This is a genomic window from Pseudooceanicola endophyticus (assembly GCF_018760365.1).
GTDB classification, from domain to species: Bacteria; Pseudomonadota; Alphaproteobacteria; order Rhodobacterales; family Rhodobacteraceae; genus Pseudooceanicola; species Pseudooceanicola endophyticus.
In genome coordinates this window covers 130,575-155,696 of record NZ_JAHIAB010000007.1, presented here as the reverse complement: position 1 = coordinate 155,696, position 25,122 = coordinate 130,575, and the positions used below count along the sequence as shown (strand labels likewise).

Annotated in this window: 21 protein-coding genes; 8 read left to right on the top strand and 13 right to left on the bottom strand. The window is 66.7% G+C overall.

Going from position 1 to position 25,122, the window contains the following annotated elements:
* The first annotated feature begins 154 nt into the window (after window positions 1-154).
* The 4 genes from KM176_RS13795 to KM176_RS13780 are packed head-to-tail and all read left to right on the top strand — an operon-like array spanning window position 155 to window position 2,799.
* Window positions 155-655: a type III secretion system chaperone family protein gene (locus tag KM176_RS13795; protein ID WP_160894024.1), complete on the top strand. Its 501-nt coding sequence runs from the start codon at window positions 155-157 to the stop codon at window positions 653-655.
* Window positions 656-693: 38 nt separating this feature from the next.
* Window positions 694-1,509 carry a pyrroline-5-carboxylate reductase gene (proC, locus tag KM176_RS13790; RefSeq protein ID WP_160894025.1) on the top strand — a complete coding sequence of 272 codons (816 nt, stop codon included), beginning with the start codon at window positions 694-696 and terminating at the stop codon, window positions 1,507-1,509.
* The gene (locus tag KM176_RS13785) at window positions 1,502-1,840 is read left to right on the top strand and encodes a tRNA-binding protein (protein WP_160894027.1); all 339 of its coding nucleotides are present in this window, start codon (window positions 1,502-1,504) and stop codon (window positions 1,838-1,840) included. The genes proC and KM176_RS13785 overlap by 8 nt, the downstream gene beginning before the upstream one ends.
* Complete coding sequence (locus tag KM176_RS13780) at window positions 1,837-2,799, top strand: 2-hydroxyacid dehydrogenase (RefSeq protein WP_311136151.1); 963 nt, start codon at window positions 1,837-1,839, stop codon at window positions 2,797-2,799. The genes KM176_RS13785 and KM176_RS13780 overlap by 4 nt, the downstream gene beginning before the upstream one ends.
* Window positions 2,800-2,951: 152 nt before the next feature.
* Here KM176_RS13780 and KM176_RS13775 read toward each other — a convergent pair whose 3' ends face one another.
* The 4 genes from KM176_RS13775 to KM176_RS13760 form a co-directional block, all read right to left on the bottom strand.
* Window positions 2,952-3,539 carry a thymidine kinase gene (locus KM176_RS13775; RefSeq protein ID WP_160894029.1) on the bottom strand — a complete coding sequence of 196 codons (588 nt, stop codon included), beginning with the start codon at window positions 3,537-3,539 and terminating at the stop codon, window positions 2,952-2,954.
* 81 nt (window positions 3,540-3,620) lie between these two features.
* Window positions 3,621-4,100, bottom strand: coding sequence for a pyridoxamine 5'-phosphate oxidase family protein (locus KM176_RS13770; RefSeq protein WP_160894031.1), 480 nt, complete (start codon window positions 4,098-4,100; stop codon window positions 3,621-3,623).
* A 271-nt stretch (window positions 4,101-4,371) separates the two neighbouring features.
* Complete coding sequence (gene carB, locus KM176_RS13765) at window positions 4,372-7,656, bottom strand: carbamoyl-phosphate synthase large subunit (protein WP_160894033.1); 3,285 nt, start codon at window positions 7,654-7,656, stop codon at window positions 4,372-4,374.
* Window positions 7,657-7,937: 281 nt separating this feature from the next.
* Complete coding sequence (locus KM176_RS13760) at window positions 7,938-9,179, bottom strand: SAM-dependent methyltransferase (protein ID WP_160894035.1); 1,242 nt, start codon at window positions 9,177-9,179, stop codon at window positions 7,938-7,940.
* Between the two features lie 398 nt (window positions 9,180-9,577).
* Here KM176_RS13760 and aspS point away from each other — a divergent pair, with 398 nt between their 5' ends.
* On the top strand, window positions 9,578-11,359 hold the full coding sequence (aspS, locus tag KM176_RS13755; RefSeq protein WP_160894037.1) for an aspartate--tRNA ligase: 1,782 nt from the start codon (window positions 9,578-9,580) through the stop codon (window positions 11,357-11,359).
* 108 nt (window positions 11,360-11,467) lie between these two features.
* On the opposite strand, the gene KM176_RS13750 is transcribed toward aspS, so the two are convergent.
* Window positions 11,468-11,875, bottom strand: a complete 408-nt coding sequence (locus KM176_RS13750; RefSeq protein WP_160894039.1) for a winged helix-turn-helix transcriptional regulator — start codon at window positions 11,873-11,875, stop codon at window positions 11,468-11,470.
* A gap of 81 nt (window positions 11,876-11,956) precedes the next feature.
* On the opposite strand from KM176_RS13750, the gene KM176_RS13745 reads away from it, so the two are divergent.
* The gene (locus KM176_RS13745; protein WP_160894041.1) at window positions 11,957-12,799 is read left to right on the top strand and encodes an SDR family oxidoreductase; all 843 of its coding nucleotides are present in this window, start codon (window positions 11,957-11,959) and stop codon (window positions 12,797-12,799) included.
* Between the two features lie 107 nt (window positions 12,800-12,906).
* Here the strand turns inward: KM176_RS13745 and KM176_RS13740 are convergent, their stop codons facing one another.
* Complete coding sequence (locus KM176_RS13740; protein ID WP_160894043.1) at window positions 12,907-13,383, bottom strand: hemerythrin domain-containing protein; 477 nt, start codon at window positions 13,381-13,383, stop codon at window positions 12,907-12,909.
* A 110-nt stretch (window positions 13,384-13,493) separates the two neighbouring features.
* On the opposite strand from KM176_RS13740, the gene KM176_RS13735 reads away from it, so the two are divergent.
* Window positions 13,494-14,213 carry a GNAT family N-acetyltransferase gene (locus tag KM176_RS13735; protein ID WP_160894045.1) on the top strand — a complete coding sequence of 240 codons (720 nt, stop codon included), beginning with the start codon at window positions 13,494-13,496 and terminating at the stop codon, window positions 14,211-14,213.
* Window positions 14,214-14,266: 53 nt separating this feature from the next.
* Here KM176_RS13735 and KM176_RS13730 read toward each other — a convergent pair whose 3' ends face one another.
* The 3 genes from KM176_RS13730 to trpS form a co-directional block, all read right to left on the bottom strand.
* The gene (locus KM176_RS13730; RefSeq protein ID WP_160894047.1) at window positions 14,267-15,133 is read right to left on the bottom strand and encodes a branched-chain amino acid aminotransferase; all 867 of its coding nucleotides are present in this window, start codon (window positions 15,131-15,133) and stop codon (window positions 14,267-14,269) included.
* A 284-nt stretch (window positions 15,134-15,417) separates the two neighbouring features.
* Window positions 15,418-15,900, bottom strand: a complete 483-nt coding sequence (locus KM176_RS13725; RefSeq protein WP_160894049.1) for a VOC family protein — start codon at window positions 15,898-15,900, stop codon at window positions 15,418-15,420.
* Window positions 15,901-16,044: 144 nt separating this feature from the next.
* Complete coding sequence (gene trpS / locus KM176_RS13720) at window positions 16,045-17,094, bottom strand: tryptophan--tRNA ligase (protein WP_160894051.1); 1,050 nt, start codon at window positions 17,092-17,094, stop codon at window positions 16,045-16,047.
* Between the two features lie 124 nt (window positions 17,095-17,218).
* On the opposite strand from trpS, the gene KM176_RS13715 reads away from it, so the two are divergent.
* Window positions 17,219-17,914: a rhomboid family intramembrane serine protease gene (locus tag KM176_RS13715; protein ID WP_160894053.1), complete on the top strand. Its 696-nt coding sequence runs from the start codon at window positions 17,219-17,221 to the stop codon at window positions 17,912-17,914.
* A 9-nt stretch (window positions 17,915-17,923) separates the two neighbouring features.
* Here the strand turns inward: KM176_RS13715 and KM176_RS13710 are convergent, their stop codons facing one another.
* From KM176_RS13710 to KM176_RS13695, 4 genes are read right to left on the bottom strand one after another with little or no spacing between them, the layout of a single operon-like run.
* The gene (locus KM176_RS13710; RefSeq protein ID WP_160894055.1) at window positions 17,924-19,447 is read right to left on the bottom strand and encodes a phospholipase D family protein; all 1,524 of its coding nucleotides are present in this window, start codon (window positions 19,445-19,447) and stop codon (window positions 17,924-17,926) included.
* Between the two features lie 59 nt (window positions 19,448-19,506).
* Window positions 19,507-21,057, bottom strand: a complete 1,551-nt coding sequence (gene murJ / locus KM176_RS13705; RefSeq protein ID WP_160894057.1) for a murein biosynthesis integral membrane protein MurJ — start codon at window positions 21,055-21,057, stop codon at window positions 19,507-19,509.
* Window positions 21,054-23,816: a [protein-PII] uridylyltransferase gene (locus tag KM176_RS13700; protein ID WP_160894059.1), complete on the bottom strand. Its 2,763-nt coding sequence runs from the start codon at window positions 23,814-23,816 to the stop codon at window positions 21,054-21,056. The genes murJ and KM176_RS13700 overlap by 4 nt, the downstream gene beginning before the upstream one ends.
* Before the next feature lie 50 nt (window positions 23,817-23,866).
* On the bottom strand, window positions 23,867-25,075 hold the full coding sequence (locus KM176_RS13695) for a penicillin-binding protein activator (protein WP_160894061.1): 1,209 nt from the start codon (window positions 25,073-25,075) through the stop codon (window positions 23,867-23,869).
* Window positions 25,076-25,122: the final 47 nt, after the last annotated feature.

The following is a 25,122-nucleotide window of genomic DNA, read 5'->3' as shown; positions in this document are numbered from 1 at the left end:
TCTTCCTTATCCCCAAATAACGGCTTTACAGGTTGCAGGGTGAGGCCCACCATATCTCGTATGAGGCAGGGAAATCGTCCCCGTTTCTTGAGCAGGCACCTAGCGTTAGGGGGGGAGCCAACCCCTTCGCGCTACGCACGAATGAGGTGGCGTCATGGCACTGTCCGAAACCTTCATCTCCGAAGAACTGCACCCGATCGACATCGTCGAGACCCTTGCCGAACACCAGGAATGGGAGTTCGACCGGATCGGCGAAGACCAGATCGCCATGGCCGTGGAAGGCCAGTGGCGGACCTACTCCGTGACCCTTGCGTGGTCCGCCTATGACGAGACGCTGCGCCTCGTCTGTACCTTCGAAATGGAACCCCCCGCCGAGGCGCTGCCGGGGCTCTACGAGCTGCTGAACCACGTCAACGACCAGTGCTGGGCGGGCTCCTTCACCTTCTGGGCGGATCAGCAGCTGATGGTCTATCGCTACGGGCTGCTGCTGGCGGGCGAACAGCTGGCCTCGCAGGAGCAGATCACCACGCTGATCTCTGCCGCCGTCAGCTCGGCCGAGCGCTTCTACCCGGCCTTCCAGCTGAACGTCTGGGGCGGTCGCAGCCCGAAGGACGCGCTGGAAGTCGCCATTGCAGAGGCCTACGGGCGCGCTTAAAACTTTCCCCCGACAGGATTAAGTCCCAAGGGGGTATCATGGCACTGGAACGTGTGGCCGCGAATGGCCTGGTTTTGCTCGGATGTGGCAAGATGGGCAGCGCGATGCTGGCTGGCTGGCTGGCGAACGGTCTGGCACCCGGGTCCGTCTGGGTGCTGGATCCGCATCCCTCCGACTGGCTGAAGTCCACCGGTGTCCATGTCAACGACGGCCTGCCCGAGGCGCCGGCCGTCGCCATCATCGCGGTGAAACCGCAGATGATGGGTGCCGCACTGCCCGGTCTTCAGGCACTTGGCAACGGCACGACGGTTTTTCTCTCGATTGCCGCCGGCACCCAGATCGCCGCCTTCGAGGCCGCCTTCGGGGCGGACAGCCCGATCGTGCGCGCCATGCCCAACACGCCCGCCGCCGTGGGCCGGGGGATCACCGCGATCTGCGGCAATGGCAATGTCGGCGAAGCGGACCTGGCCCTGGCCGAAGAGCTGCTCTCGGCTGTCGGCCAGGTGGTGCGCCTTGAGGGCGAGCACCAGATCGACGCGGTGACCGGCGTTTCGGGCTCCGGCCCCGCCTATGTCTTCCACCTGATCGAGACCCTGGCCGCCGCCGGCGTCGCCGAGGGCCTGCCCGAGGAGATGGCGATGCAGCTGGCCAAGGCCACCGTCGCCGGGGCCGGCGCCCTGGCCGAGGCCGCCTCGGAAAGCCCCACGCAGCTGCGCATCAACGTGACTTCGCCCAATGGCACGACCCAGGCCGCGCTGGAGGTGCTGATGGACGAGGCGACGGGCTTCCCGCCGCTGCTGAAGAAGGCCGTAAAGGCCGCCACCGAGCGCGGCCGGGAACTGGCCAATGGCTGAGATCTCCTTCGATGATTTCCTGAAGGTGGATATCCGCGCGGGCCGGGTGGTACGCGCGGAACCCTTCCCCGAGGCCCGCAAGCCGGCGATCAAGCTCTGGATCGATTTCGGCCCCGAGATCGGCGAGAAGAAGACCTCGGCGCAGATCACCGCCCATTACACGCCGGAAACCCTGGTGGGCCGGATGGTGATGGGGGTGGTGAACTTCCCGCCGCGCCAGATCGGCCCCTTCATGTCCGAGGTGCTGACCCTGGGCGTCGCCGATGCGACGGGCGGGATCGTGCTGCTGGCCCCCGACCAGGACGTTGCCCCCGGGGAGCGGATGCAGTGAGGAAACGGCGCATCCTGCTCTCCCGTCCGATGCCGCCGGCGACCATCGCCGCGGCGGACGCGCTGTTCGAGATCGAGGTGCGCCCCAGCACCCAGCCGATGACCCGGGCCGAGCTGCGCTCGGGCCTGGCGGTGTTCGACGGCATGATGGTGACGCTGGGCGACGTGGTGACGGCGGACCTGCTGCAGGATTTCGGCCGCCCGCGCTGCAAGATCCTGGCCAATTTCGGGGTCGGCTTCAATCACATCGACACCGAGGCCTGCCGCGCCCATGGCGTGACCGTCTCCAACACGCCCGGCGCGGTGACCGATGCCACGGCGGATGTGGCGATGACGCTGATCCTGATGGCCTGCCGCCGTGCCGGAGAGGCCGAGCGCCTGGTGCGCGCGGGCCGCTGGAGCGGCTGGCACCCGACGCAGATGCTGGGCATGCATGTCACGGGCCGCAGGCTCGGGATCCTCGGCATGGGCCGGATCGGTCAGGCGATCGCCCGCCGGGGCCATTTCGGCTTCGGCATGGACGTGGGCTATGTCGCGCGCTCGCAGAAGGATCTGGCCTTCCCGGCCACCCGCCACGACAGCCTGGGCGATCTGGCGGCCTGGGCCGATATCCTGGTGGTCGCGGTCCCGGCCAGCCCCGAGACCCATCACATGGTCGATGCTTCGGTGCTGGAGGCAATGCCGTCCCATGCGGTGCTGATCAACATCGCGCGCGGCGACATCGTCGAGGAGGCGGCGCTGATCGCGGCGCTGGATCAGGGCCAGATCGCGGCGGCGGGGCTCGATGTCTACGAGTTCGAGCCGAAGGTGCCGCAGGGCCTGCTGAAACACGAGAATGCCGTCCTGCTGCCGCACCTGGGCACCGCCTGCCTCGACGTGCGCGAAAGCATGGGCGCCATGGCGGTCGAGAACCTGCGGGCCTTCTTCGCCGGCGAGCCGGTGCCCAATCGGGTGAACTGAAGCCGGGCCGGGCAGGGGGCTCTGCCCCCGCCGCTCCTGCGGAGCGCCTCCCCCGGGATATTTTTGGCCAGATGACAGGGAGCAGGCGCTCTTTATCATCTGGCCATAAATATCCCCGCCGGAGGCATCTTTGCTTTCCGGCGGCGATGCGCTCAGGTGGTTGGCTCTCCCATCTCCTCGCGCCAGTGGCGGCGGCAGAGCGAGACATAGGTTTCATTGCCGCCGATCTGGATCTGGGCGCCTTCGCGCAGGGCCTGGCCATCCGGGCCGCGCCGTACCACCATCGTGGCCTTGCGACCGCAGTGGCAGATCGTGCGGACTTCGCGCATTTCGTCGGCCAGCGCCAAGAGGGCGGCGGAGCCTTCGAAGAGCTCGCCGCGGAAATCGACGCGCAGGCCGTAGCACATCACAGGTGTGCCCAGGTCATCCACCACCCGGGCCAGCTGCCAGACCTGGGTGCGGGTCAGGAACTGGGCCTCGTCCACGAAGATGCAGGCGCAGGGGCCGCCTGCCAGCCGGGCCGAGATCATCGCGAAAAGATCATCGGCGGGATCGAAGGCATCGGCCGGGCTGGCGATGCCGATCCGGCTGGCGATGCGGCCTTCGCCGGCGCGGTCGTCGATGCGGGCGGTCAGCAGGTAGGTCTGCATGCCCCGCTCAATGTAGTTGTGCGCGGCCTGGAGCAGCAGGGTGCTCTTGCCCGCGTTCATGGTGGAGTAATGGAAGTGCAGCTTGGCCATGGCGCCGGAGTTACCCTCTGACGCCGGAGCGGGCAAGCGCGGGAAGGCCTCCCGCAGCGACAGGCGCCGCGGGAGGGGCCTTCAGAAGGTCAGGACCTCGTGGTGGCCGATATCGGGGGTGCGGGACGAATGCCGCGCCCGGGCGATCTGGTAGAGGAAGCTGGCGCCGCCCTCGGTCAGCCAGACCTCGGCACGGGTCGGGCGGAAACAGAGCAGCCGTACGGCGGGATCGGCGCGGCCCTGTTCGAACCAGGCCTCCGTCACCGGGGACCAGAGCGCATCGAGCTTGGCGGGGCGGAACACCTCGTGCAGGGACCCCTCCAGATGAGCGTGCAGCCGGGCGTGCTGGTCGCAGACCAGGAAGCGGCTGTCGCGCTTTTCGATTGCGGCCTGGTGCGCCTGGGTGCCCATGGCGGTGATGAACCATACCATCCCCTCCTCGGCATCGGCGAAGGGGGCCATCGGGTCGAATTGCTCCGGGCCGGTCTGCAACATGCCGGCAGTGGCCTTGTCGAGGCGGGTCCAGAGGTCCTGGGCGGTGTTGTTGGAGAGGTCTTTCATGGTCTGCTCCTTTCGCGGTTTTGCGGTTGGATCACAGACTTAACGAAGACCCCCGGGGGCCGGGTTCCCTGGCGGGCGCGCACCGGCGGCAGGCCGCCGGGCAGCAGAAACCCGCCGCGGGCCGGGCCCGGGCGGGTTTCGAAAGGTGCAGCCGATCGTCAGATCAGCGGGACGAAGGGCACGCCGCAGGCCGAAAGGCCGATCAGCGCGCCCAGGGCCGCAAGCCGGATGTAGGGACGCATGGGTTCTCCTTTTTCACCCGGCCAGCCTGTCAGAGCTCCTGCAGGCTGGCAACCGTGAGTTCCCCTTCCTCGCGGGCCTTCATGGCCCGCACGGCGGCCTTCGCACCGGCGGCGGTGGTGAAGTAGGGGATCTTGTCGTAGAGCGCGACCGAGCGGATCTCGCGCGAGTCGGAGACCGACTGGGCGCCTTCGGTGGTGTTGAGCACCAGCGCGACGGCATCGTCCTTCAGCAGGTCGACGATGTTCGGGCGCCCTTCGTAGACCTTGTTGACGGTCTCGCAGGACAGGCCCGCCTCGCTCAGCCAGGCGGCGGTGCCGCGGGTCGCGACGATGACAAAGCCCATCTCGATCAGCAGGCGTGCGGCCTCGATCATGTCGGCTGTCTTGTCGGCATCGCGGATCGACAGGAAGACGCGGCCCTCGGTCGGAAGGATCGTGCCTGCGCCCATCTGTGCCTTCAGGAAGGCGCGGGCGAAGGAGGTGTCCGAGCCCATGACCTCGCCGGTGGAGCGCATCTCGGGGCCAAGCAGCGTGTCGACGCCCGGGAAACGGGCGAAGGGCAGCACGGCTTCCTTGACGGCGAAGCGGTCGATCTGCGGATCCACCAGATCGAAGGTCGACAGCTTCTCGCCGGCCATGACGCGGGCGGCGATGGTGGCGATCGGGCTGTTCACGGCCTTGGCGACGAAGGGCACCGTGCGCGAGGCGCGCGGGTTGACCTCGATCAGGTAGATCTCTTCGACGCCCTCTTCGTTGGGCTTGACGGCATATTGCACGTTCATCAGGCCGACGACGCCCAGTTCCAGGGCCAGGGCCTCGGACTGGCGCTTCAGCTCCGCGATGATCTCGGCGCTCAGCGAATAGGGCGGCAGAGAGCAGGCACTGTCGCCCGAGTGCACGCCGGCTTCCTCGATATGCTGCATGATGCCGGCGACATGGACCTGCTCGCCGTCGCAGAGCGCGTCGACGTCGATCTCGGTTGCACCCGAGAGGTAGCTGTCGAGCAGCACCGGGCTGTCGCCCGAGACGACCACGGCGTCGCGGATGTAGCGGCGCAGGCCGTCCATGTCGCGCACGATCTCCATGGCGCGGCCACCCAGCACGTAGGAGGGGCGGATCACCAGCGGGAAGCCGATGTCCTCGGCGATGGCCAGGGCCTGTTCGTCGGAATGGGCGATGGCGTTCTTCGGCTGCTTCAGGCCCAGCTTGTTGACCAGCTCCTGGAAGCGTTCGCGGTCCTCGGCGCGGTCGATGGCGTCCGGCGTGGTGCCCAGGATCGGGATCCCGGCCTCTTCCAGCGCATTGGCCAGCTTCAGCGGCGTCTGGCCACCGAACTGGACGATGACGCCGTGCAGGCTGCCGTTCGATTGCTCGACGCGCAGGATCTCCATCACATGCTCGAAGGTCAGCGGTTCGAAATACAGCCGGTCCGAGGTGTCGTAGTCGGTCGACACGGTCTCGGGGTTGCAGTTGACCATGATGGTCTCATAGCCGGCATCGGTCAGGCTGAAGCAGGCATGGCAGCAGCAGTAGTCGAACTCGATCCCCTGGCCGATCCGGTTCGGACCGCCGCCCAGGATCACCACCTTCTTCTTGTCCGAGGGACGCGCCTCGTCCTCGACCTCGCCCATCATGGGCTCTTCGTAGGTCGAATACATGTAGGGCGTCTGGGCCTCGAACTCGGCGGCGCAGGTGTCGATGCGCTTGAAGACGGCGGTGACGTTCAGGTTGTGGCGGGCGCGGCGGATGTTGTCCTCGTCGCGGCCCGTCAGCTTGGCCAGGCGCGCATCGCTGAAGCCCATCATCTTGCAGGCGCGCAGGCCCTCTTCGGTGACCGGCAGGCCCTCGGCCTTCAGTTTCTCCTCGAAGTCGACGATCTCGCGGAAGCGGTCCAGGAACCACGGGTCGAAGGCCGTGGCGCCCTGGATCTCGTCGTTGCTCAGGCCAAGGCGCATCGCCTGGGCGATGACGCGGACGCGGTCCGGGGTCTGCTGCGACAGCGCCTTGATGATCGCGGCCTTGTCGGGGGCGCCCTCGATCTCGATCTCGTCGATGCCGGTCAGGCCGGTCTCCATGGAGGCCATGGCCTTCTGGAAGCTCTCGTGGAAGGTCCGGCCGATCGCCATCACCTCGCCCACGGATTTCATCGCCGTCGACAGCTTGGGCTCGGAGCCCGCGAATTTCTCGAAGGCAAAGCGCGGGATCTTGGTGACCACGTAGTCGATGGTCGGCTCGAAGGAGGCCGGCGTCACCTTGGTGATGTCGTTGTCCAGCTCATCGAGCGTATAGCCCACCGCCAGCTTGGCGGCGATCTTGGCGATCGGGAAGCCGGTGGCCTTGGAGGCCAGCGCCGAGGAACGCGACACCCGCGGGTTCATCTCGATCACCACCATGCGGCCATCGGCGGGGTTGATCGCCCATTGCACGTTCGAGCCGCCGGTTTCCACGCCGATCTCGCGCAGCACGGCGATCGAGGCCGAGCGCATGGCCTGGTATTCCTTGTCGGTCAGCGTCAGCGCCGGGGCCACGGTGATCGAGTCGCCGGTGTGCACGCCCATCGGATCGACGTTCTCGATCGAGCAGACGATGATCGCGTTGTCCGCCTTGTCGCGGACGACCTCCATCTCGTATTCCTTCCAGCCCAGAAGGCTCTCGTCGACCAGGATCTGGCCCACCGGAGAGGCTTCCATGCCCGAGCGGCAGTAGTGGATGTAGTCGTCGCGGTTGTAGGCCACGCCGCCGCCGGTGCCGCCCAGGGTGAAGGCGGGGCGGATGATGGCGGGCAGGCCGATATGGTCCAGCGCCTCCATGGCGTCCTGCATCCCGGCAGCGATGTCGCGCTTGCCGTTCTCCAGCTTCGGAGAGGTCACGATGGTGGCCTTGGGGTTCTCCAGGCCGATGCGGTCCATGGCGTCGCGGAACAGCTTGCGGTCTTCCGCCATCTCGATGGCGTCGCGGTTGGCGCCGATCAGCTCGACGCCGAATTTCTCCAGCACGCCCATGTCATCCAGCGCCAGCGCGGTGTTCAGGCCGGTCTGGCCGCCCATCGTCGGCAGCAGCGCGTCGGGGCGCTCCTTTTCGATGATCTTGGCGACGACCTCGGGGGTGATCGGCTCGATGTAGGTGGCATCGGCCATGTGCGGATCGGTCATGATCGTGGCCGGGTTGGAGTTCACCAGGATCACCCGGTAGCCCTCTTCCCGCAGCGCCTTGCAGGCCTGGGCGCCGGAGTAGTCGAACTCGCAGGCCTGCCCGATGATGATGGGCCCCGCACCGATGATCATGATGGATTGCAGATCGGTTCTTTTCGGCATGGCAGACCCCTCAGGCAGAGCAAATCAGGGGCTTCGTGAGCCCCGCGCAAATTGGCTGCGTTATATCCGGCAAGCGGCGGGGTTCAACCCCTCTCGGCACGCAGCCCCGCCTTCGCGCCAAGCCCCCGTGCCCGCAGGGAAACTCGGGCTCGGTCATTTTCTTGTCCGAAATACCTCGGGGGAATCGGCCCCCCGGGGCCGATGGGGGCAGCGCCCCCGGACCGGCCCGGAACGCGAAACGGCGCCCGCAGGGGGCGCCGTCCCGAAACCGTGATCTTGCCTTACTGCGCGGCCTTGGCCTGGGGCAGGGGGACGTGCTCGGGTTCCACGTAAAGGTAGTCGCGGGTCAGCGGCACGGCTTCCTGGTCGCGGGCCAGCTGGAACTGGAACACCACCTGGTCGTTCAGCCGGAAGGTCATCTCGCAGGCGATCAGGTAGAGGCGCCACATCCGCACGAAGCGGTCGTCGTAGATCTCGCGCGCCTTGTCGACGTTCTCCATGAAGCGCTCGTACCAGTGCTTCAGGGTCTCGGCATAGTGCAGGCGCCAGACCTCGACGTCGGTCGCGACCAGCTTCTCCTTCTCCACCGCGGCCATGGCCTCGGACATCGCCGGCACGTAGCCGCCCGGGAAGATGTACTTGGTGATGAAGTTGTTGGTGATGCCCGGCGGGTCCGAGCGCCCGATGGTGTGGATCAGCGCCACGCCGTCGGGGGCGAGGAACTTCTTCACGTGGCGGAAGTACTCGCGGTAATGCGGCACGCCGACATGCTCGAACATGCCGACCGAGACGATGCGGTCGAAGGTCTCGTCCACGTGGCGGTAGTCCTGCAGGCGGATGTCGACCTGGCCCTCCAGGCCCAGGGCCTTGACCCGGTTCACCGCGATGGCGTGCTGTTCTTTCGAAAGGGTGACGCCGACGACCTTGGCGCCGTATTCCTGCGCCAGGGTCAGCGCCATGCCGCCCCAGCCGCAGCCGATGTCCAGCACCTTCATGCCGCGCTCGATGCGCAGCTTGTTGGCGATGTGGCGCTTCTTGGCAAGCTGCGCCTCTTCCAGGGTGATGTCCAGGCTCGGCCAGTAGGCGCAGCTGTACTGACGGTCCTCGTCGAGGAACAGGTCGTAAAGCTTGCCCGACAGGTCATAGTGGTGTGCCACGTTGTCCTGGGCCTTGCCGACCGGGTTGAACTGGGCGATCCGCCGCGAAGCGTGGCGGATCATCTGCATCGGACGCTGCCACCACGCTGCAGGGGCGTCGCGCAGGTTGGTCAGGCCCAGGGTGATGATCCCGTAAAGGTCGTCGTTCTCGATGGTCAGCCGCTCGTCCATATAGGCTTCGCAGAAGGCCAGTTCGAAGTCGTACACCATCTTCCGGGGAAGATCGGCATCGTGAATTTTCACCGCGATATCCGGGGCGCCGGGGGCACCACCGAAGGTGCGCACCGTGCCGTCGGCATAGGTGATGGAGAGCCGACCCTTTCGGATCGCGCGTTCCAGGAAGGTGTTAATCAGTTTTTCCCACATAGTCGTGTCTCCCCGTGAAGGGAGTCCCTCGTCCTGAATGCTGGCCCGGCATCTCCCGCCACCCTCGGGACACCACCGGCAAAAGCCATTGGTTCCGCATTTTGTGCAGAGCGTGAAGATGATTGTAAATCGCGAGAGGGCCTTTGCAATGTGCACAGGCGTACTCCGAGCCCGCATTTTGGGAACATTATCGGGAGGACCCGCCTAAATTTGCAGCGGACCCGGGGTCAGCAAGGGGGCAGGCAATGAGTCGCCCGGGGTGAGTCTCGCCTGCCGTTCCGGCACGCGCGGCCCTGCCTCCCTTGACTTCAAGTGCCTTCCATGTGATCCGGCGCAGGCTTTTCCCGCGCACGCGCGTGAGCCGCCGCCCATCCGACCCGGACACCGAGGACAGAACCATGCATACCTATCGCAGCCACACCTGCGCCGCTCTCACGAAGGCCAACGTCGGCGAAACCGTTCGCCTGTCCGGCTGGGTGCACCGGGTGCGCGATCACGGCGGCATTCTCTTCATCGACCTGCGCGACCACTATGGCACCACCCAGGTTCTGTGCGACCCCGACAGCGCGGCCTTCGCCGCTGTCGAGAAGGTCCGTTCCGAATGGTGCATCCGCATCGACGGCGAGGTGAAGGCCCGCGACGAAAGCTTGGTGAACCCCAAGCTGCCCACCGGCGAGATCGAGGTCTTCGTGCGTGACATCGAGGTGCTGGGCGCCGCGAAGGAACTGCCGCTGATGGTCTTCGGCGAACAGGAATACCCCGAGGAAACCCGCCTGCGCTATCGCTACCTCGACCTGCGCCGCGAAGTGATGCAGAAGAACATGACGCTGCGCTCGGACGTTGTGTCCTCGATGCGCAAGCGCATGTGGGACAAGGGCTTCCGCGAATACCAGACGCCGATCATCACCGCGTCCAGCCCCGAAGGCGCGCGCGACTTCCTGGTGCCCTCGCGTCTGCACCCGGGCAAGTTCTACGCGCTGCCGCAGGCCCCCCAGCAGTTCAAGCAGCTGCTGATGGTGTCGGGCTTCGACAAGTATTTCCAGATCGCGCCCTGCTTCCGCGATGAGGACCCGCGCGCCGACCGTTCGCCCACCGACTTCTACCAGCTCGACATGGAAATGAGCTTTGTCACCCAGCAGGACGTGTTCGACACGATCAGCCCGGTGCTGGCAGGCGTCTTCGAGGAATTCGGCGAAGGCAAGAAAGTGGATGATCCGGCAAGCTGGCCGCAGATCTCCTACAAGGATTCCGCGCTGTGGTACGGCACCGACAAGCCGGACCTTCGCAACCCGATCAAGATGCAGGTCGTGTCCGAGCATTTCGCCGGATCCGGTTTCGCGATCTTCGCCAAGCTGCTGGAGCAGGAAGGCACCGAGATCCGCGCCATTCCCGCGCCGAAAGGTGGCAGCCGCAAGTTCTGCGACCGCATGAACGCCTTCGCCCAGAAGGAAGGTCTGCCCGGCATGGGCTACATCTTCTGGCGCGAAGCCAATGGCGAGATGGAAGCGGCCGGTCCCCTGGCCAAGAACATCGGCCCCGAGCGCACCGAGGCGATCCGCCAGCAGCTGGGCCTGGGCGTCGGCGACGCGGCCTTCTTCCTGGGCGGCAAGCCGAAGCAGTTCCAGACGGTTGCCGGCAAGGCCCGCACCGTCATCGGCGACGAGCTGGGCCTGACCGACCAGAACCGTTTCGCCTTTGCCTGGATCGTCGATTTCCCGATCTACGAACAGGACCCCGAGACCGGCAAGCTCGACTTCGAGCACAACCCCTTCTCGATGCCCCAGGGCGGCATGGAAGCGCTGGAGGGCAACCCGCTCGACGTGCGCGGCTTCCAGTACGACCTGGCCTGCAACGGCTATGAGCTGGTCTCGGGCGCGATCCGGAACCACAAGCCCGAGATCATGTTCAAGGCCTTCGAACTGGCCGGCTATGGCAAGGAAGAGGTGATCAAGCGCTTCGGCGGTATGGTCAACGCCTTCCAGTACGGCGCGCCCCCGCACGGCGGCTGCGCGGCCGGCATCGACCGCATCGTCATGCTGCTGGCAGACGAGCAGAACATCCGCGAGGTCATCCTGTTCCCGATGAACCAGCGCGCGGAAGACCTGATGATGGGCGCGCCCGGCGAGCCCACCCCCGAACAGCTCATGGAGCTGAATCTGCGGGTTATCCCGCAAGAATGATCTAGGGATTCGGCACCTCAGATTCCGGGGTGTCGGGCACCCTGGACGAGGCAGATCGAAATATACAGGCAGCACACCCGGCCCCTTCGTGGGCCGGGTGTTTCCGTTTCAGGCCTCCGCCTCTTGCGGATCCGGCCAGTGCGCGGCGATGCGGGGCAGGGCGGTCTCGATCCAGTCGGCCAGGCCCCGGACATGCACGGCGGCCTCCCGGCCCAGCGGCGTCAGGCTGTAGTCGACATGCGGCGGGATCACGTCATGGGCCACCCGCAGCACCAGCCCGTCGCCCTCCAGCCATTGCAGGGTCTGCGCCAGCATCCGCTCGCTCACCCCGCCGACGCGGCGGCGCAGGGCGGAAAAGCGCAGCGTCTCGTGTTCCAGCGCGATCAGCACCAGCACCCCCCAGCGGCTTGTCATGTGCTTGAGCACCTCGCGCGAGGGGCAGTTTGCCGCCATCAGGTCGCCGCGCCGCAACCGTTCCGACAGCTTCTCGGGTTCCAGGGGGCCGGGCTGTTCCATACTTACATTCCTGTGCGTACTTACGAAAAGTTTGCGCTTCGTATATCCGAGTCGCATCACCGAATGCAAAGGATCATCGCCATGACCATCGCCGTTACCGGAGCCACCGGCCAGCTGGGCCGCCTTGTCATCGAGAAACTGAAGGCCAAGCTGCCCGCCGATCAGATCGTCGCGCTGGTGCGCAGCCCCGAAAAGGCCGCCGATCTGGGCGTCACCGCCCGCGCCGCCGATTACAACAAGCCCGAGACGCTGGAACCGGCGCTGGCGGGCATCGACACCGTTCTGCTGATCTCGGGGAACGAGATCGGCCAGCGTGCCACCCAGCATGCCAACGTGATTGCCGCCGCCAAGGCCGCCGGTGTCGCGCGCATCGTCTATACCAGCCTGCTCCATGCCGATACCTCGGTCCTGAGCCTGGCCGAAGAGCACCTGGCGACCGAAGCGGCACTGGCCGCGTCCGGCCTAAAGACGGTGATCCTGCGCAATGGCTGGTACACCGAGAACTACCTTGCCTCGGTCGGCCCGGCACTGGCCAATGGCGCCTTCTACGGCGCTGCGGGCGAGGGCAAGATTTCCTCCGCCAGCCGCGCCGACTATGCCGATGCCGCCGTCGCCGTGCTGACCACCGACGCCTATGACGGTCAGGTGCTGGAGCTCTCGGGCGACAGCGCCTACACGCTGAGCGAGCTGGCCGCCGAGCTGTCGAGGCAATCGGGCAAGGACGTTCCCTACGTCGACCTGAGCGAGGCCGACTATGCCAAGGGTCTGGAGGGCGCGGGCCTGCCCGCCCCGATGGCCGCCGCCTACGCCAGCTTCGACACCGGCGCCAAGACGGGCGCGCTGTATGACACGGGCACCACGCTGTCGACGCTGATCGGCCACCCGACGACGCCGCTGTCGGCGGCCATGGCTGCCGCGCTCTGATCCCTTCGGGGGCCGGGCGGGTCGCTCCCTCGGTTCTGTCCGCCCCCGGAAAGAAGGCCCGGACCTGATGGTCTGGGCCTTTTGCCGTTCATTTTGCCGTCGGGGGCTTATTCCTCCAGCGCCTCGGCGCGCTTCTTCTCGATCAGCTCCTCTTCCTGCGCCTTGCGCTTCAGGAAGTCGGCGCCGAAACGGTCATTGTGCTGGGCGCCGATGACCTCGCGGGCGCGGGTGAACAGATCGGCCTCTTCCTCGTCCATGTGGTGCTCGTAATCATGCTTCAGCACCCGGAAGCGCTGGATCCAGCCGGGCGAGGACATGTCCTTTTCGCGCAGCTCTTCCAGGATGTCGTCGATATCGTGGTGCTCGGCCACCGAATGGCGCGCCATGTCCTGGCCCCAGGTCTTTTGCATCAGCTTGGAATAGAAGGTCTCTTCCTCGGCGGCGGAATGGGACTTGATGTCGTGGTAAAGCGCCTGGAAGGCGGCCTCGCGGGTGGCGGTGGCGCCTTCGGTGGCATCAATGGTCTTCAGCAGGTCGCGGTGACGGGCGTGATCGTCGCGGATGGCGTCGTAGATCGATGGCATGGCTGTCTCCTTTCGGGCGGCTGTGAGGGATCAACGCCTGCCCGGCGGGGCTGTTCCTTGTCATTGCCGCTTGCCCGCGTAGTCTGGGATCAACAAATTCGGAGCCTGACATGGAAGATCCCCGCCCGCTGGGCCAAATGCTGGACGACTGGACGCCCGCAACCGTGCCGCCGCGCGACCTGGTGCTGAGCGGACGGCTGGTCCGGGCCGAGCCGCTGACCCCCGCCCATGCGACGGACCTGTTTGCGCAGTGGCAGGGACACGACTGGCTGTGGGACTACATGCCGGTCGGTCCCTTCGCGGATGCCGATGCCTATGGCGCCTGGATCGCCTCGGTGCAGGGCGACCCGGCGGTGCTGTTCCTGGCGCTCTGCGACGTGCAGACGGGCCGGGCGCTTGGCGTCGCGAGCTACCTCAACATCGTGCCGGGGAACGGCAGCATCGAGGTCGGCAACATCTGCTTCTCTCCGGCGTTGCAGGGCAGCCCGGCGGCGACCGAGGCGATGGTGCTGATGATGGGCTGGGCCTTTGCCAACGGCTACCGGCGCTACGAATGGAAGTGCAACGCGCTGAACCTGCCGTCGCGGCGCGCGGCCCAGCGGCTGGGCTTTGGCTACGAAGGGGTCTTCGTCAGGCACATGGTGGTGAAGGGGCGCAACCGCGACACCGCGTGGTTTGCCATTCCCGATGATCGCTGGGGGCCGCTGAAGGCCGCCTATGACCGCTGGCTGTCACCGGCGAACTTCGATGAAGAGGGGCGCCAGATCACCCGGCTTTCGGCGCTGACGGCGCCGCTGCGGGCCGCCGATCCCGCGCTGGATCTGGACTGACGAAAAAGGCCCCGGACGCTGCCGTCCGGGGCCTTTTCGCAATCGGGGATGCCTTACAGCATCATGTCGGACTTGGCCCAGTCCCAGTAGAGTTCGCGCACGCGCTTGGTCATCGGGCCGATCTGGTAGGAGACGTCATCGAAGGCGGTGACCGGGGTCACCTTGTTGACGTTGCCCGACAGGAAGATTTCATCCGCGGCTTCGAAATCGGCATAGGTCAGCACTGCCTCGTGCACCGTCACGCCATCGGCGCGCAGGTTGGCGATGTGGCGCTTGCGGGTCAGGCCCGACAGGAAGGTGCCGTTGGCGATCGGGGTGAAGACCTCTCCGTCCTTGACCATGAAGACGTTGGCGGTGGCGGTCTCGGCGACATTGCCGGCAATGTCGGTCACCAGCGCGTTGCCGAAGCCCTTGGAGCGCGCCTCTGCCAGCATCCGGCCGTTGTTGGGATAAAGGCTGCCGGCCTTGGCATTGGTCAGCGCGCAGTCCAGCGTCGGACGGCGGAAGCGGGTGCGGGTCAGCGTGGTCGCGGCCTCGGGCGGGGCCAGCGGCATTTCTTCCAGCGCGATGCAGAAGCCGGTGCCCTCGCCATAGGCGGGCTGCACGACGGTTTCGTTGCCCACCAGCGCCCAGTACATCGGACGGACATAGACCGGCGTGCCCTTGGCAAAGCGGTTCAGGCCTTCGCGGGTGATCTCGATCATCTCGTCGACGCCGACGGTCGGCTTGATCATCAGCGACTCTGCCGAACGGTTCACGCGCTCCAGGTGCGGGCGCAGATCGGGGATCATGCCGTCGAACATCCGCGCGCCGTCGAAGACCGTGCTGCCCAGCCAGGCGGCGTGGTCGCCCGCCTTCATCACGGGGATGTCGCCCTGGTGCCAGCTGCCTTCGAAATAGGTATGGATTTCACCTGCCATGTTCAAAACTCCTGCGGTTCAGGGCCAAGGGATAGGCCAACCCTTGGGGAAGCGGAAGGGCGCCGCGACGGAAAAACCCCCGGTCCGAAGACCGGGGGTGCTTGGTAATGAAAAGCCCTTGGGGGGTAAAGAGCGGGCCGCGGCCAGCGTTGGCCCGCTGTATGAGGATAGAATGCATGGGAATTGAATCCGTTCCATGACCCTTTCCCAACGTCATCGCGAAAATCATGCGCGGAAGGTGATGTGATCATGATGGCGCTCACAACTTCGGCATCGGATCGCGCTTAGCGTGTGTTGCGCAGGCTCTCCAGCTCCATAGGGGCGCTGTACATGGCCAGCTGGCCGTCGGGCTGGCGCGGCCACTGGTCCTCTGGGCGGTCGTAATAGAGTTCGACCCCGTTGCCGTCCGGATCGTTCAGGTAGATCGCCTCGCTGACGCCATGGTCGTAGGCGGCGTCGATGGTCACGCCGGCCTCCTCCAGCCGGCGCAGCGCATCCGCCAGGCTGGCGCGGTCAGGATAGAGCAGCGCCAGGTGGTAAAGGCCGGTCGTGCCCTTGGCGGGCGGTTCGCCATCCCGGCTTTCCCAGGTGTTCAGCCCGATATGATGGTGATAGCCCCCCGCCGAAAGGAAGGCGGCGGCGCGCCCGTAGCGCTGCGTCACCGTCAGCCCGAGGATGCCGGAATAGAAATCGATGGCCCGGTCAAGGTCGGCCACCTTCAGGTGGACATGGCCGAGGCGGACGCCTGGGTTGATGGGCTTGATCATGGAAACCTCCCGCGCTGTGCTGGTTCCATTTACGCCGCTGTCGGGCGGTGCAGAAAGCCCGCCGGTCGCACGGGGGCTGTGCGGGGATGCGAAAGGGGCGGCGCCGTTGCCGGCACCGCCCCCTGTTTTCGCCATCGGTCGGGATCAGCTGCGGATCATGCCGACGATGTCATAGGTCTTCTTCAGGATCGGCTCGGCGATCTCGCGGGCCTTCAGGGCGCCCTTGCCGATGATCGCGTCGATCTCGTCGGGCTGGGTCATCAGGCGCGCCATCTCGGTCGAGATGGGCGAGAGTTTCGCGACGGCCAGATCGGCCAGCGCCGGCTTGAACTCCGAGAACTGCTTGCCGCCGAAATCGCCCAGCACCTGTTCCATGCTCATGTCCGCCAGGGCGGCATAGATGTTGACCAGGTTCTTCGCCTCGGGGCGTTCGGCCAGGCCCGCAACTTCGGAGGGCAGGGCATCGGGGTCGGTGCGCGCCTTGCGGATCTTGCTGGCGATGGCATCGGCATCATCGGTCATGTTGATGCGCGCCATGTCCGAAGGATCGGACTTGGACATCTTCTTGGAGCCGTCGCGCAGCGACATGACGCGGGTCGCGGCGCCCTCGATCACCGGTTCGGTGATCGGGAAGAACTCGGTCTTGTAGTCGTGATTGAACTTCGCGGCGATGTCGCGGGTCAGCTCGACGTGCTGTTTCTGGTCCTCGCCCACCGGGATATGGGTGGCGTGGTAGACCAGGATGTCGGCGGCCATCAGGGCAGGGTAGGCAAACAGGCCGAGAGAGGCGTTCTGGGTGTTCTTGCCCGCCTTGTCCTTCCACTGGGTCATCCGCTGCATCCAGCCCATGCGGGCGACGCAGTTGAAGATCCAGGCCAGCTGCGCGTGCTCGGGCACCTGGCTTTGGTTGAACAGGATCGACTTCGACGGGTCGAGGCCCGAGGCGATGTAGCCTGCCGCCAGTTCCCGGGTCTGCCGGCGCAGCGCCTCGGGGTCCTGCCAGACGGTGATCGCGTGCTGATCGACCATGCAGAAGATCGTCTCGAAGCCCTCCTTCAGCCCGCGCTCCTGCCAGTCCACGAAACGGCGCATGGCGCCGAGGTAGTTGCCAAGGGTCAGGCCACCGGAGGGCTGGATCCCCGAGAACACGCGAGGCTGGAAGGTGCTTTTGCTTTGGTCGGTCACGTCGGACATATGTCCCGCTCCTGCTGGGCTTCGTCTGGAAATTCCGTCTGAGCTGGCTTACCCATGCCTCCGGGGGGCGTCAACCGCGGCCCTGGCCACAGGTGGCCCCCAGATGGCATCGAAAGGACAGCCCATGAACGACCCCTTCCAGCGGCGCCCAGAGCACCCCGTCAACCCGGTGCCGCCCGTCGTGGTCCTGCTGTTCATCGCCATCATCGGGATCGAGGGGATCTTTTCGCTCGGCAAGGCCGGGCTGGTGGGGGGGCCTTCGGCCGTGGGCTGGCGGCTGAGCGCGCTTCAGGATTATGCCTTCTTCCCGGCCTTCCTCGATTATCTGGCGCAGAGCCACGATTTCGATCCCCGGGTGCTGGTGCGCTTCGTCAGCTATCCCTTCATCCACGGCAGCTTCACCCAGGCGGTGATTGCCGGGGTGATGATGCTGGCGCTCGGCAAGTTCGTCGGAGAGATCATGAAGCCGGTGGCGCTGCTGGTGATCTTCTTCGTCTCCGCCATCGTCGGGGCGCTGATCTTCGGCCTGGTGGCGCCGCCGACCCAGCCGCTCTACGGGGCCTATCCGCCGACCTACGGCCTGATCGGCGCCTACAGCTACATCCTGTGGGTCACCTACCAGCGGGTCGGCGAACGCGCCATCGCGGCCTTCCGGCTGATTGGCGTGCTGATGGGCCTGCAGCTGCTGTTCGGCATCTTCTTCGAGGTCGGCATGGGCTGGGTGGCAGAACTCTCGGGTTTTGTCACCGGCTTCGCCCTGTCGCCGCTGCTGTTGCCCGGTGGCTTCGCCCGGCTGCGCGCCCGCCTGCAACGGCGCTGAGGCGCGCCGTCAGAACATGTCGGCGGGCAGCAGCGGGAAGGCCCGGGCAAAGCGGCGGTTGCGGGCCTCGGGCCAGGGCAGCAGGTAGATGCTGCGGGCCTCGGGGGGGCGGGCGGCCTCTTCGCGGGCCAGCCGCATCCAGTCGCTGGCGCGGGTGGTGTCGATCTCTCCGATCCGGGCGCGCAGCCAGTGCCGCATCAGCCGCTCGCGCATCGACAGGATCTCTTCGGGTTCGTGGAACTGGAGCGAGGCCTCGGTGTCCCACCGCATCGAGCGCCCGTTGAGGTTGGCCGAGCCGATGATGCCCAGCCGGTCATCGACCAGCGTCACCTTGGAATGAAGGTAGACGATGCCGGCGCCGTGCAGCGGCATCGGTGTGTGGCGCGGCGCCGGGCGCGGCTGCGCCGGAGAGACGATGGCGATGCGATCCCCGAGGGCGCGTTTCAGCAGCGTCAGGCAGCGCAGTTGCAGCGCCTGGGCATGGCGCACGTCGATGCCGGAATGGCCGTCGAAGATCTGCCGCTCGGGTTCCGTGGGCAGCACCAGCACGACCTGAAGGTCGGGGGCGCGGCGGGCCTGGGCGGCCAGCGTGCGCGCCAGCGGCAGGTGGCGGAAGAACTGGGTCTCAAGATAGATCATCTCCTGCGCGGTCTCGAAGGCGGCCAGGTGGGCCTCCTCGTGTTCGCAGATGTCGGGCTCGGGACCCAGGTGCAGCATCCCGCCCCGCGCCCGCGACAGGGTGCGCAGCAGGCGCGGCCCGCCCGAGGGCGGCAGCTTGTCGATCACCGCGCGGGTCTCGGCCACGGCGGTGGGCTCGGCTCCGAAGGAAGCGGCGCCGGATTGCATCGCGCGGTCCCAGCATTCGGCGAAATGGTGGCGCAGATCCTCGCCCACCCGCCCCGAGACGGCGACCGAGACGTCGTGCCAGGTGTCCTCGGCGCGGCGCTGGTGGTCGGCATCGTCCCAGCGGCGCTGGTTGATGTCGATGCCTCCGCAGATGACATGCTCGGCATCGGCGACGGCGAATTTCTGGTGCAGGGAGGCCGGGCGGATGGTCATCTCTCCGGCCAGGGCCTGATGCTGGGGCGGGGTCAGATGCGCGGGGGCATAGCGCGCAAGCTGGGCCTGAAGCTGGCGCACCTTGGGGCGGAACACGGTCTTCCAGAGCGGCGCGGCGGTGGCCTCGTGCTGGGCGCACAGGATCTGCGCGGCCTCGCCCAGCTCGGTGGCGAAGCCGCGGGCGTTCATCCAGGCATTGCGGTGCAGTTCCGCGGCGAAAAGCGGGTCGAAATCCGAGATCAGCAGCCGCAGCACCACGCCGCGCCCGGCGACATGGCCCAGCAGCTGGCCCCAGTTGGTCAGGCCCAGGGCCAGCGCCTCGGGGCTGCGCAACGGCGTCAGCGGATCGAGGATGCGGAACGACATCAGCACCTCTTCCCGGGCCTCCAGGCACAGGCGCTCCAGTGCGGGAAACATCTCGGCCGCTGTTACCAACAGGTCGAGCTTGGGGAACAAGTCCTTGTCTTTCGGCATTCTGAGACCCCTTGGGAGGTGACGGATCGCTAGGTCAACGCCGCCACCTCACGAAAGGTTCAGCGCTTTCCCCTGCGTCGCAGCGCGCCGGTGAAGTCCGCCAGCGTGAAGGCGCCGATGCGCGGGCCGACGGCAAAGTAGACCAGGCAGCCCCAGCCGATCAGCACGATCAGCGCCGGATAACGGATGAAATCGCTGTGCAGCCAGCCGTGCAGCAGCATCCGGGCCGGGATCAGCGCGGCGCCCATGATCAGCGCGGTGGCAAGGATGCGCGGGGCGCGGCGGCGGAAGCGGTCGTCGAACCGCGCGATCTCGCCCATCGGGCGGGTGCCGCGTGCCAGCAGCACCACCATGGCCCAGCCGGCGGTGGTGGTGGCGATGGCGGGGGCGATCCAGCCGATCACCGGCGCCAGACCGATGGCGATGAGGGCGTTCACCGCCATGGCGACCAGGGCATAGTTGAACGGGCTGCGGGTGTTCTCGCGGGCGAAGAACAGCGGTTGCAGCACCTTCTGAAGCACGAAGGCCGGCAGGCCCGCACCGTAGACCGCGACCGCCAGGGCGATGGCACGGCTGTCCTCGGGGCGCGCCGCGCCGCGTTCGAACAGGACCGAGACGATGGGCAGGGCGATGACCATCAGCGCGACGGCGCAGGGCAGGGTCAGGGCCAGAGCCAGTTCCCCCGCGCGCGACAGGGCGTTGCGCGATCCTTCGGTGTCCTCGGCCTTGAGGCGGCGCGAGAGGTCGGGCAGCAGCACCACGCCGATGGCGATGCCGACGACGCCCAGCGGCAGCTGATACAGCCGGTCGGCGGTGAAAAGCCAGCCGACCGCGCGGTCGAAGTAGCTGGCGACCTGCTGGCCCACCAGCAGGTTGACCTGCACCACGCCCCCCGCCAGCGCTGCGGGAATGGCGATGCGGATCAGCCGCTTCATGTCGGGGCTCAGGCGCGGGCGGCGCAGCCGCAGGGAAAAGCCCGCGCGATGGGCGGCGATCCAGAGCAGGGTGAACTGCGCCACGCCGGCGACCGGGATCATCCAGATCAGCGTGTAGCCCAGGTTCAGCCCCAGCGGTCCGGCCAGCGCCATGGCGCCCACCAGCAGCACGTTCAGCAGCACGGGTGCGGCGGCGGCGGCGGCAAAGCGCCCGGCCGCATTCAGCACCCCCGACAGCAGCGCCGCCAGAGAGATGAACAGGATGTAGGGGAAGGCGATGCGCCCGAAGGCCACGGTCAGGGGAAACTGCTCGGATCCCTGGAAGCCCGAGGCCAGCGCCAGGATCAGCCAGGGCATGAAGACCTGGGCCAGCACGGTCAGGCCGATCAGGATGGTGGCGAGGCCCGAGAAGGCCTCGTTCATGAAGTGGCGCGCGCCCTCGCCGGATTCCAGCTTTTTCGAGAAGATCGGCACGAAGGCCATGTTGAAGGCGCCCTCCGCGAAGAAGCGGCGGAACATGTTGGGCAGGCGGAAGGCCACCACGAAGGCCTCGTAGACCGGGCCGGTGCCGAGGGTGGCCAGCAGGATGATATCCCGCGCCAGCCCCAGCACACGGCTGAGAAGGGTCCAGATGCCGACGGTGAAGATGCCCGAGACCAGTCGGATGGGCGTCAAGAACGTGCCCTTTCCTGGCCTGCGGTGATCGCGTCACGCAGTTTCTGTTCCAGCGATTTCTGCTTGGATTCGGAGTAGAGTTTCAGGCCGAACATGTCTTTCACGTAGAAGGTATCGACGACCTGCTCGCCGTAGGTGGCAATCACCGCCGAGGCGAGCTGGACGTTGTTGGAGGCCATGGTGCGCGTCAGGTCGTACAGCAGACCCGGACGGTCGCGGGTATCGACCTCGATGATGGTGTAGATTTCCGAACCCTCGTTGTCGAAGGCGACCGAGGTCGAGACCTTGAAGGCACGTTCGCGCTTCTTGATCTTGTCGCGGTCCTGCATCGCCTCGCGCGCGACCAGCTCGCCCTTGAGGATCTTGTGGATCATCTGGGTCATGCGCGGCAGGCGCGAGACCTCGTAGGGCTTGCCCTCGGAATCCTGGATCCAGAAGGCGGCGGTGGCGTAGCCGTCCTTGGTCGTGTAGGTGCGCGCATCCACCACGTTGGCTCCCACCAGCGCCAGCGAACCCGACAGGCGGGCAAAGATGCCGGGGTGATCGGACATGGTGAAGAGGGCGCGGGTCGCGGCGCGGTCCTCGTCGGGATGCAGGTCGATGCGGATTTCATCCACCGGCAGGTCGCGCAGCATCTCGGCGAAGGTGGCATGGGCATCCACGTGCAGACCCTGCCAGTAGGGCGGGTAGTGGCGCTTCACCTCCCGGTCCAGATCGGTGCGGCTCCAGCCGGTCAGGCGGTCGCGCAGGTTCTTGCGGGCCTCGCGGCCGCGATGGGTGCGGTTCAGCTCTTCCAGGCCGGTTTCCATGGCGCGCCGGGTCTGGTTGTAGAGTCCGCGCAGCAGCGCCGCCTTCCAGTTGTTCCAGGTGTCCGGCCCGACGCCGCGGATATCGCAGACCGTCAGCACCGTCAGCAGGTCCAACCGTTCGCGGGTGCGCACCGCCTTGGCAAAGTCGCGCACGGTGCGGGGATCGGCAATGTCGCGCTTCTGCGCCATGTCCGACATCAGCAGGTGATAGCGCACCAGCCATTCCACGGTGTCGCATTCATCCGGCGTCAGCCCGAGGCGCGGCGCCACCTTGCGGGCGATCTTGGCGCCCAGGACCGAGTGATCCTCTTCGCGGCCCTTGCCGATGTCGTGCAGCAGCATGGCGACATAGAGCACCCGCCGGTTCACCCCTTCCTTCAGGATGGTGGAGGCGATGGGCAGCTCTTCGGCCAGGTCGCCGTGCTCGATCAGGGCCAGGTTGCGGATCACCTGGATCGTATGTTCGTCCACCGTGTAGTGGTGGTACATGTTGAACTGCATCAGCGCGACGATGGGCTCGAACTCGGGGATGAAGGCCGAGAGCAGGCCCAGCTCGTTCATCCGGCGCAGCGCGCGTTCCGGGTTGCCATGCTTGAGCAGCGTGCCGAGGAAGATCTTCGCCGCCTCGGGGTTCTCGCGCATACGGTCGTCAATGGTGTGCAGGTTGGCGTGGATCAGCCGCATCGCGTCGGGGTGTAGCAGCATCCCCGAACGCAGCGCCTCGTCGAAGATGCGCAGCATGTTCAGCTTGTCGGCGAAGAAGGCCTCTTCGTCGGCAATGTCGAGGCGGTTGTGCTCCAGCCGGTACAGGTCGTTCTTGCGAGGCCGGCGGCGCAGCACCTTGGTCAGGCTGGGGTTCTTCTTCACATGGGCGTCTTCCATCTTCACCAGGAAGATGCGCGTCAGCTCGCCCACGGCATTGGCGTGGCGGAAATAGGCCTGCATGAAGACCTCGACCGCGCGCATCCCGCCACGGTCCTTGTAGCCCATGCGTTCGGCGACCTGGACCTGCATGTCGAAGGTCAGCTGGTCCATCGGACGGCCTGCCAGCAGGTGCAGATGGCAGCGCACCGCCCAGAGGAAATCCTCGGCCTGCTGGAAGCGGTCGTATTCCTCCTGGGTGAAGACGCCTAGCTGCACCAGCTCCTTCACCGATTGCACGGCATGGACGTACTTGGCGATCCAGTAGAGCGACTGGAGGTCGCGCAGGCCGCCCTTGCCCTCTTTCACGTTGGGTTCGACCACGTAGCGCTGGCCGCCCTGCTTGCGGTGACGCTCGTAGCGCTCCTTCAGCTTGGCCTCGATGAAGTCGGTCTCGGTGCCCTTGAAGAGGTCGGACCAGAGCCGGGTGTTCAGCTCCTGGGCCAGGGCCTCGCTGCCGGCAAGGTAGCGGTTCTCCATCAGCGCGGTGCGGATGGTGTAATCCTCGCCGCCCAGCTTGATGCATTCCCTGATAGTGCGGCTGGAATGGCCGACCTTCAGCTTCAGGTCCCACAGCATGTAGAGCATCGCCTCGATCAGCGCCTCGAGCGCCGGAGAGATCTTGCCCTTGGACAGGAACAGCAGGTCGACATCGGATTGCGGCGCCATCTCGCCGCGGCCATAGCCGCCGACGGCGCAGACCGCGAAATCGCCAAGCGCCTTGCGCTGCGCGGGGGTAAGTCCGGCGCGGGCCTGGTCCAGCACGGCGCGGATCAGGCAATCGGTCAGCCAGGTGAAGGCGCGGGTGGTGGGGCGGGCGGCAAAGGGATGTTCGCCAAGCGCCTCGGCGATGGCGCCCGCGCCATGGGCCCGGGCCCTGGACAGGACCTGGACGATGCGGGTGCGGGCCTCGGGGGCGGCGGGATCCTTGCCGGCGGCCTCGGCCAGGGCAGCCTGGAGCGCGACGGGATCCAGAATGTCCCGTGCCGGACGAACCAGGTCGTCCGGCAGGGTGATCGTTTCAGTCATGGTTCATCCGGTTGCTGGATGTCTGCGGGAGATCCGGTGCGGACCCGTGATCAGAATCCCATGCCGGAGAAGCTACGCGGGGCAGGATCAAGGATCGCGACCTGATTGTCACGCACCGTCGCAACCGCAAGCGCTCTTTCGTTGGTGCCGTCGGTGCGGAAGCGGAAGGCCCCGCCGACGCCCTGGAAGCCGGCGTTCTGGGTCAGCGCGGCCGCGCTCAGCGGATCGCGCCCGCCCTGCTGGATCAGCGCGCCGATGGCGTTGATGCCGTCGAAGGCCAGGCCGCCGATGGGATGGGGGTCGCCGCCGTAGGCCGCGCGGTAACGCTGGATGAACTGCGCCGTCAGGTTCGGGTCGGGAATGGCAAACCAGCCGCCCTGGACGCCGGGCAGGTGCAGGGTCTGGCTGGGGATGTCCCAGCGGGTCAGGCCCATGTACTGGATCGTGTCGGTGCCCAGGCCCTGCTGGGGCAGCATCCGGGTCAGCATCGGCAGGGCACCGGCGGTGTTGGCGGTCAGGAAGATCGCGTCGGCCTGGCCGTTGCCGGCGGCGCTGACGATCGAGGGGATCGCCTTGGTCACGCCCTGCTGCGAGAACTCGTAGGGCACGCTGGAGGCGATGGTGGCGCCATAGCGCTGTGCCGCGCCCTGGATTGCCGAGGCGCCGGCCTGGCCTTCGGGGGTATTGGCATGGACCACGACGATGCGAGAGCGGCCCTGGGCGGCGGCGTAGGCGGTCAGCCGGTCGGCGGTGTTCTGGAAGGTCGGGCCCAGGATGAAGACGTTGCCCCCGGCGATGGAGGCGTTGTTGGAGAAGGCCAGCACGTTGACGCCACGCGCCTTGGCGATATGGCCGGCGGCATTGGCATCGGCGGCATAGACCGGGCCGAGGATGATCTTGGCGCCCTCGTCGATGGCCTGTGCGGTCACCGCCTGGGTCGTGCCCGGGTCGCCCTTGGTGTCGTAGACGCGCAGGTCGATCTGCACGCCGTTCAGCTCGGACGCGGCCAGGCGGGCCGAGTTTTCAAGGCTTTGCGAGAGAATGGCATCCCCCGACTGGCCCGAGCCCTTGGGCACCAGCAGGGCCACCGGCACCGGCTGGCTGGCGTCGAGCGCCGGGCCGCTTGCCCCGTTCATCGAGACCGGCTGACAGGCGGCGGCCAGCCCCAGGACGGGCAGGGCAAGCACGAACCGGCGGCGTCCGGCGGCAAAGCGCCGGGGGGCGACTGCCTTGCGGGCGGCGCTCAAAAGAGCGAACATGGGCATCTCCTCAAATCGGGTCGGCCGGGGCTGCCACAGTGCAGGGT

Bases quoted from the DNA above. Each gene is read 5' to 3' on its own strand.
- KM176_RS13785 (WP_160894027.1), top strand. From the start codon at position 1,502: ATGGCTGAGATCTCCTTCGATGATTTCCTGAAGGTGGATATCCGCGCG.
- KM176_RS13700 (WP_160894059.1), bottom strand. From the start codon at position 23,816: ATGACTGAAACGATCACCCTGCCGGACGACCTGGTTCGTCCGGCACGG.
- KM176_RS13770 (WP_160894031.1), bottom strand. From the start codon at position 4,100: ATGAAAGACCTCTCCAACAACACCGCCCAGGACCTCTGGACCCGCCTC.
- proC (WP_160894025.1), top strand. From the start codon at position 694: ATGGCACTGGAACGTGTGGCCGCGAATGGCCTGGTTTTGCTCGGATGT.
- carB (WP_160894033.1), bottom strand. From the start codon at position 7,656: ATGCCGAAAAGAACCGATCTGCAATCCATCATGATCATCGGTGCGGGG.
- KM176_RS13775 (WP_160894029.1), bottom strand. From the start codon at position 3,539: ATGGCCAAGCTGCACTTCCATTACTCCACCATGAACGCGGGCAAGAGC.
- KM176_RS13760 (WP_160894035.1), bottom strand. From the start codon at position 9,179: ATGTGGGAAAAACTGATTAACACCTTCCTGGAACGCGCGATCCGAAAG.
- KM176_RS13730 (WP_160894047.1), bottom strand. From the start codon at position 15,133: ATGGCAGGTGAAATCCATACCTATTTCGAAGGCAGCTGGCACCAGGGC.
- KM176_RS13795 (WP_160894024.1), top strand. From the start codon at position 155: ATGGCACTGTCCGAAACCTTCATCTCCGAAGAACTGCACCCGATCGAC.
- KM176_RS13715 (WP_160894053.1), top strand. From the start codon at position 17,219: ATGAACGACCCCTTCCAGCGGCGCCCAGAGCACCCCGTCAACCCGGTG.
- KM176_RS13745 (WP_160894041.1), top strand. From the start codon at position 11,957: ATGACCATCGCCGTTACCGGAGCCACCGGCCAGCTGGGCCGCCTTGTC.
- KM176_RS13725 (WP_160894049.1), bottom strand. From the start codon at position 15,900: ATGATCAAGCCCATCAACCCAGGCGTCCGCCTCGGCCATGTCCACCTG.
- KM176_RS13710 (WP_160894055.1), bottom strand. From the start codon at position 19,447: ATGCCGAAAGACAAGGACTTGTTCCCCAAGCTCGACCTGTTGGTAACA.
- aspS (WP_160894037.1), top strand. From the start codon at position 9,578: ATGCATACCTATCGCAGCCACACCTGCGCCGCTCTCACGAAGGCCAAC.
- KM176_RS13735 (WP_160894045.1), top strand. From the start codon at position 13,494: ATGGAAGATCCCCGCCCGCTGGGCCAAATGCTGGACGACTGGACGCCC.
- KM176_RS13750 (WP_160894039.1), bottom strand. From the start codon at position 11,875: ATGGAACAGCCCGGCCCCCTGGAACCCGAGAAGCTGTCGGAACGGTTG.
- KM176_RS13740 (WP_160894043.1), bottom strand. From the start codon at position 13,383: ATGCCATCGATCTACGACGCCATCCGCGACGATCACGCCCGTCACCGC.
- KM176_RS13695 (WP_160894061.1), bottom strand. From the start codon at position 25,075: ATGTTCGCTCTTTTGAGCGCCGCCCGCAAGGCAGTCGCCCCCCGGCGC.
- trpS (WP_160894051.1), bottom strand. From the start codon at position 17,094: ATGTCCGACGTGACCGACCAAAGCAAAAGCACCTTCCAGCCTCGCGTG.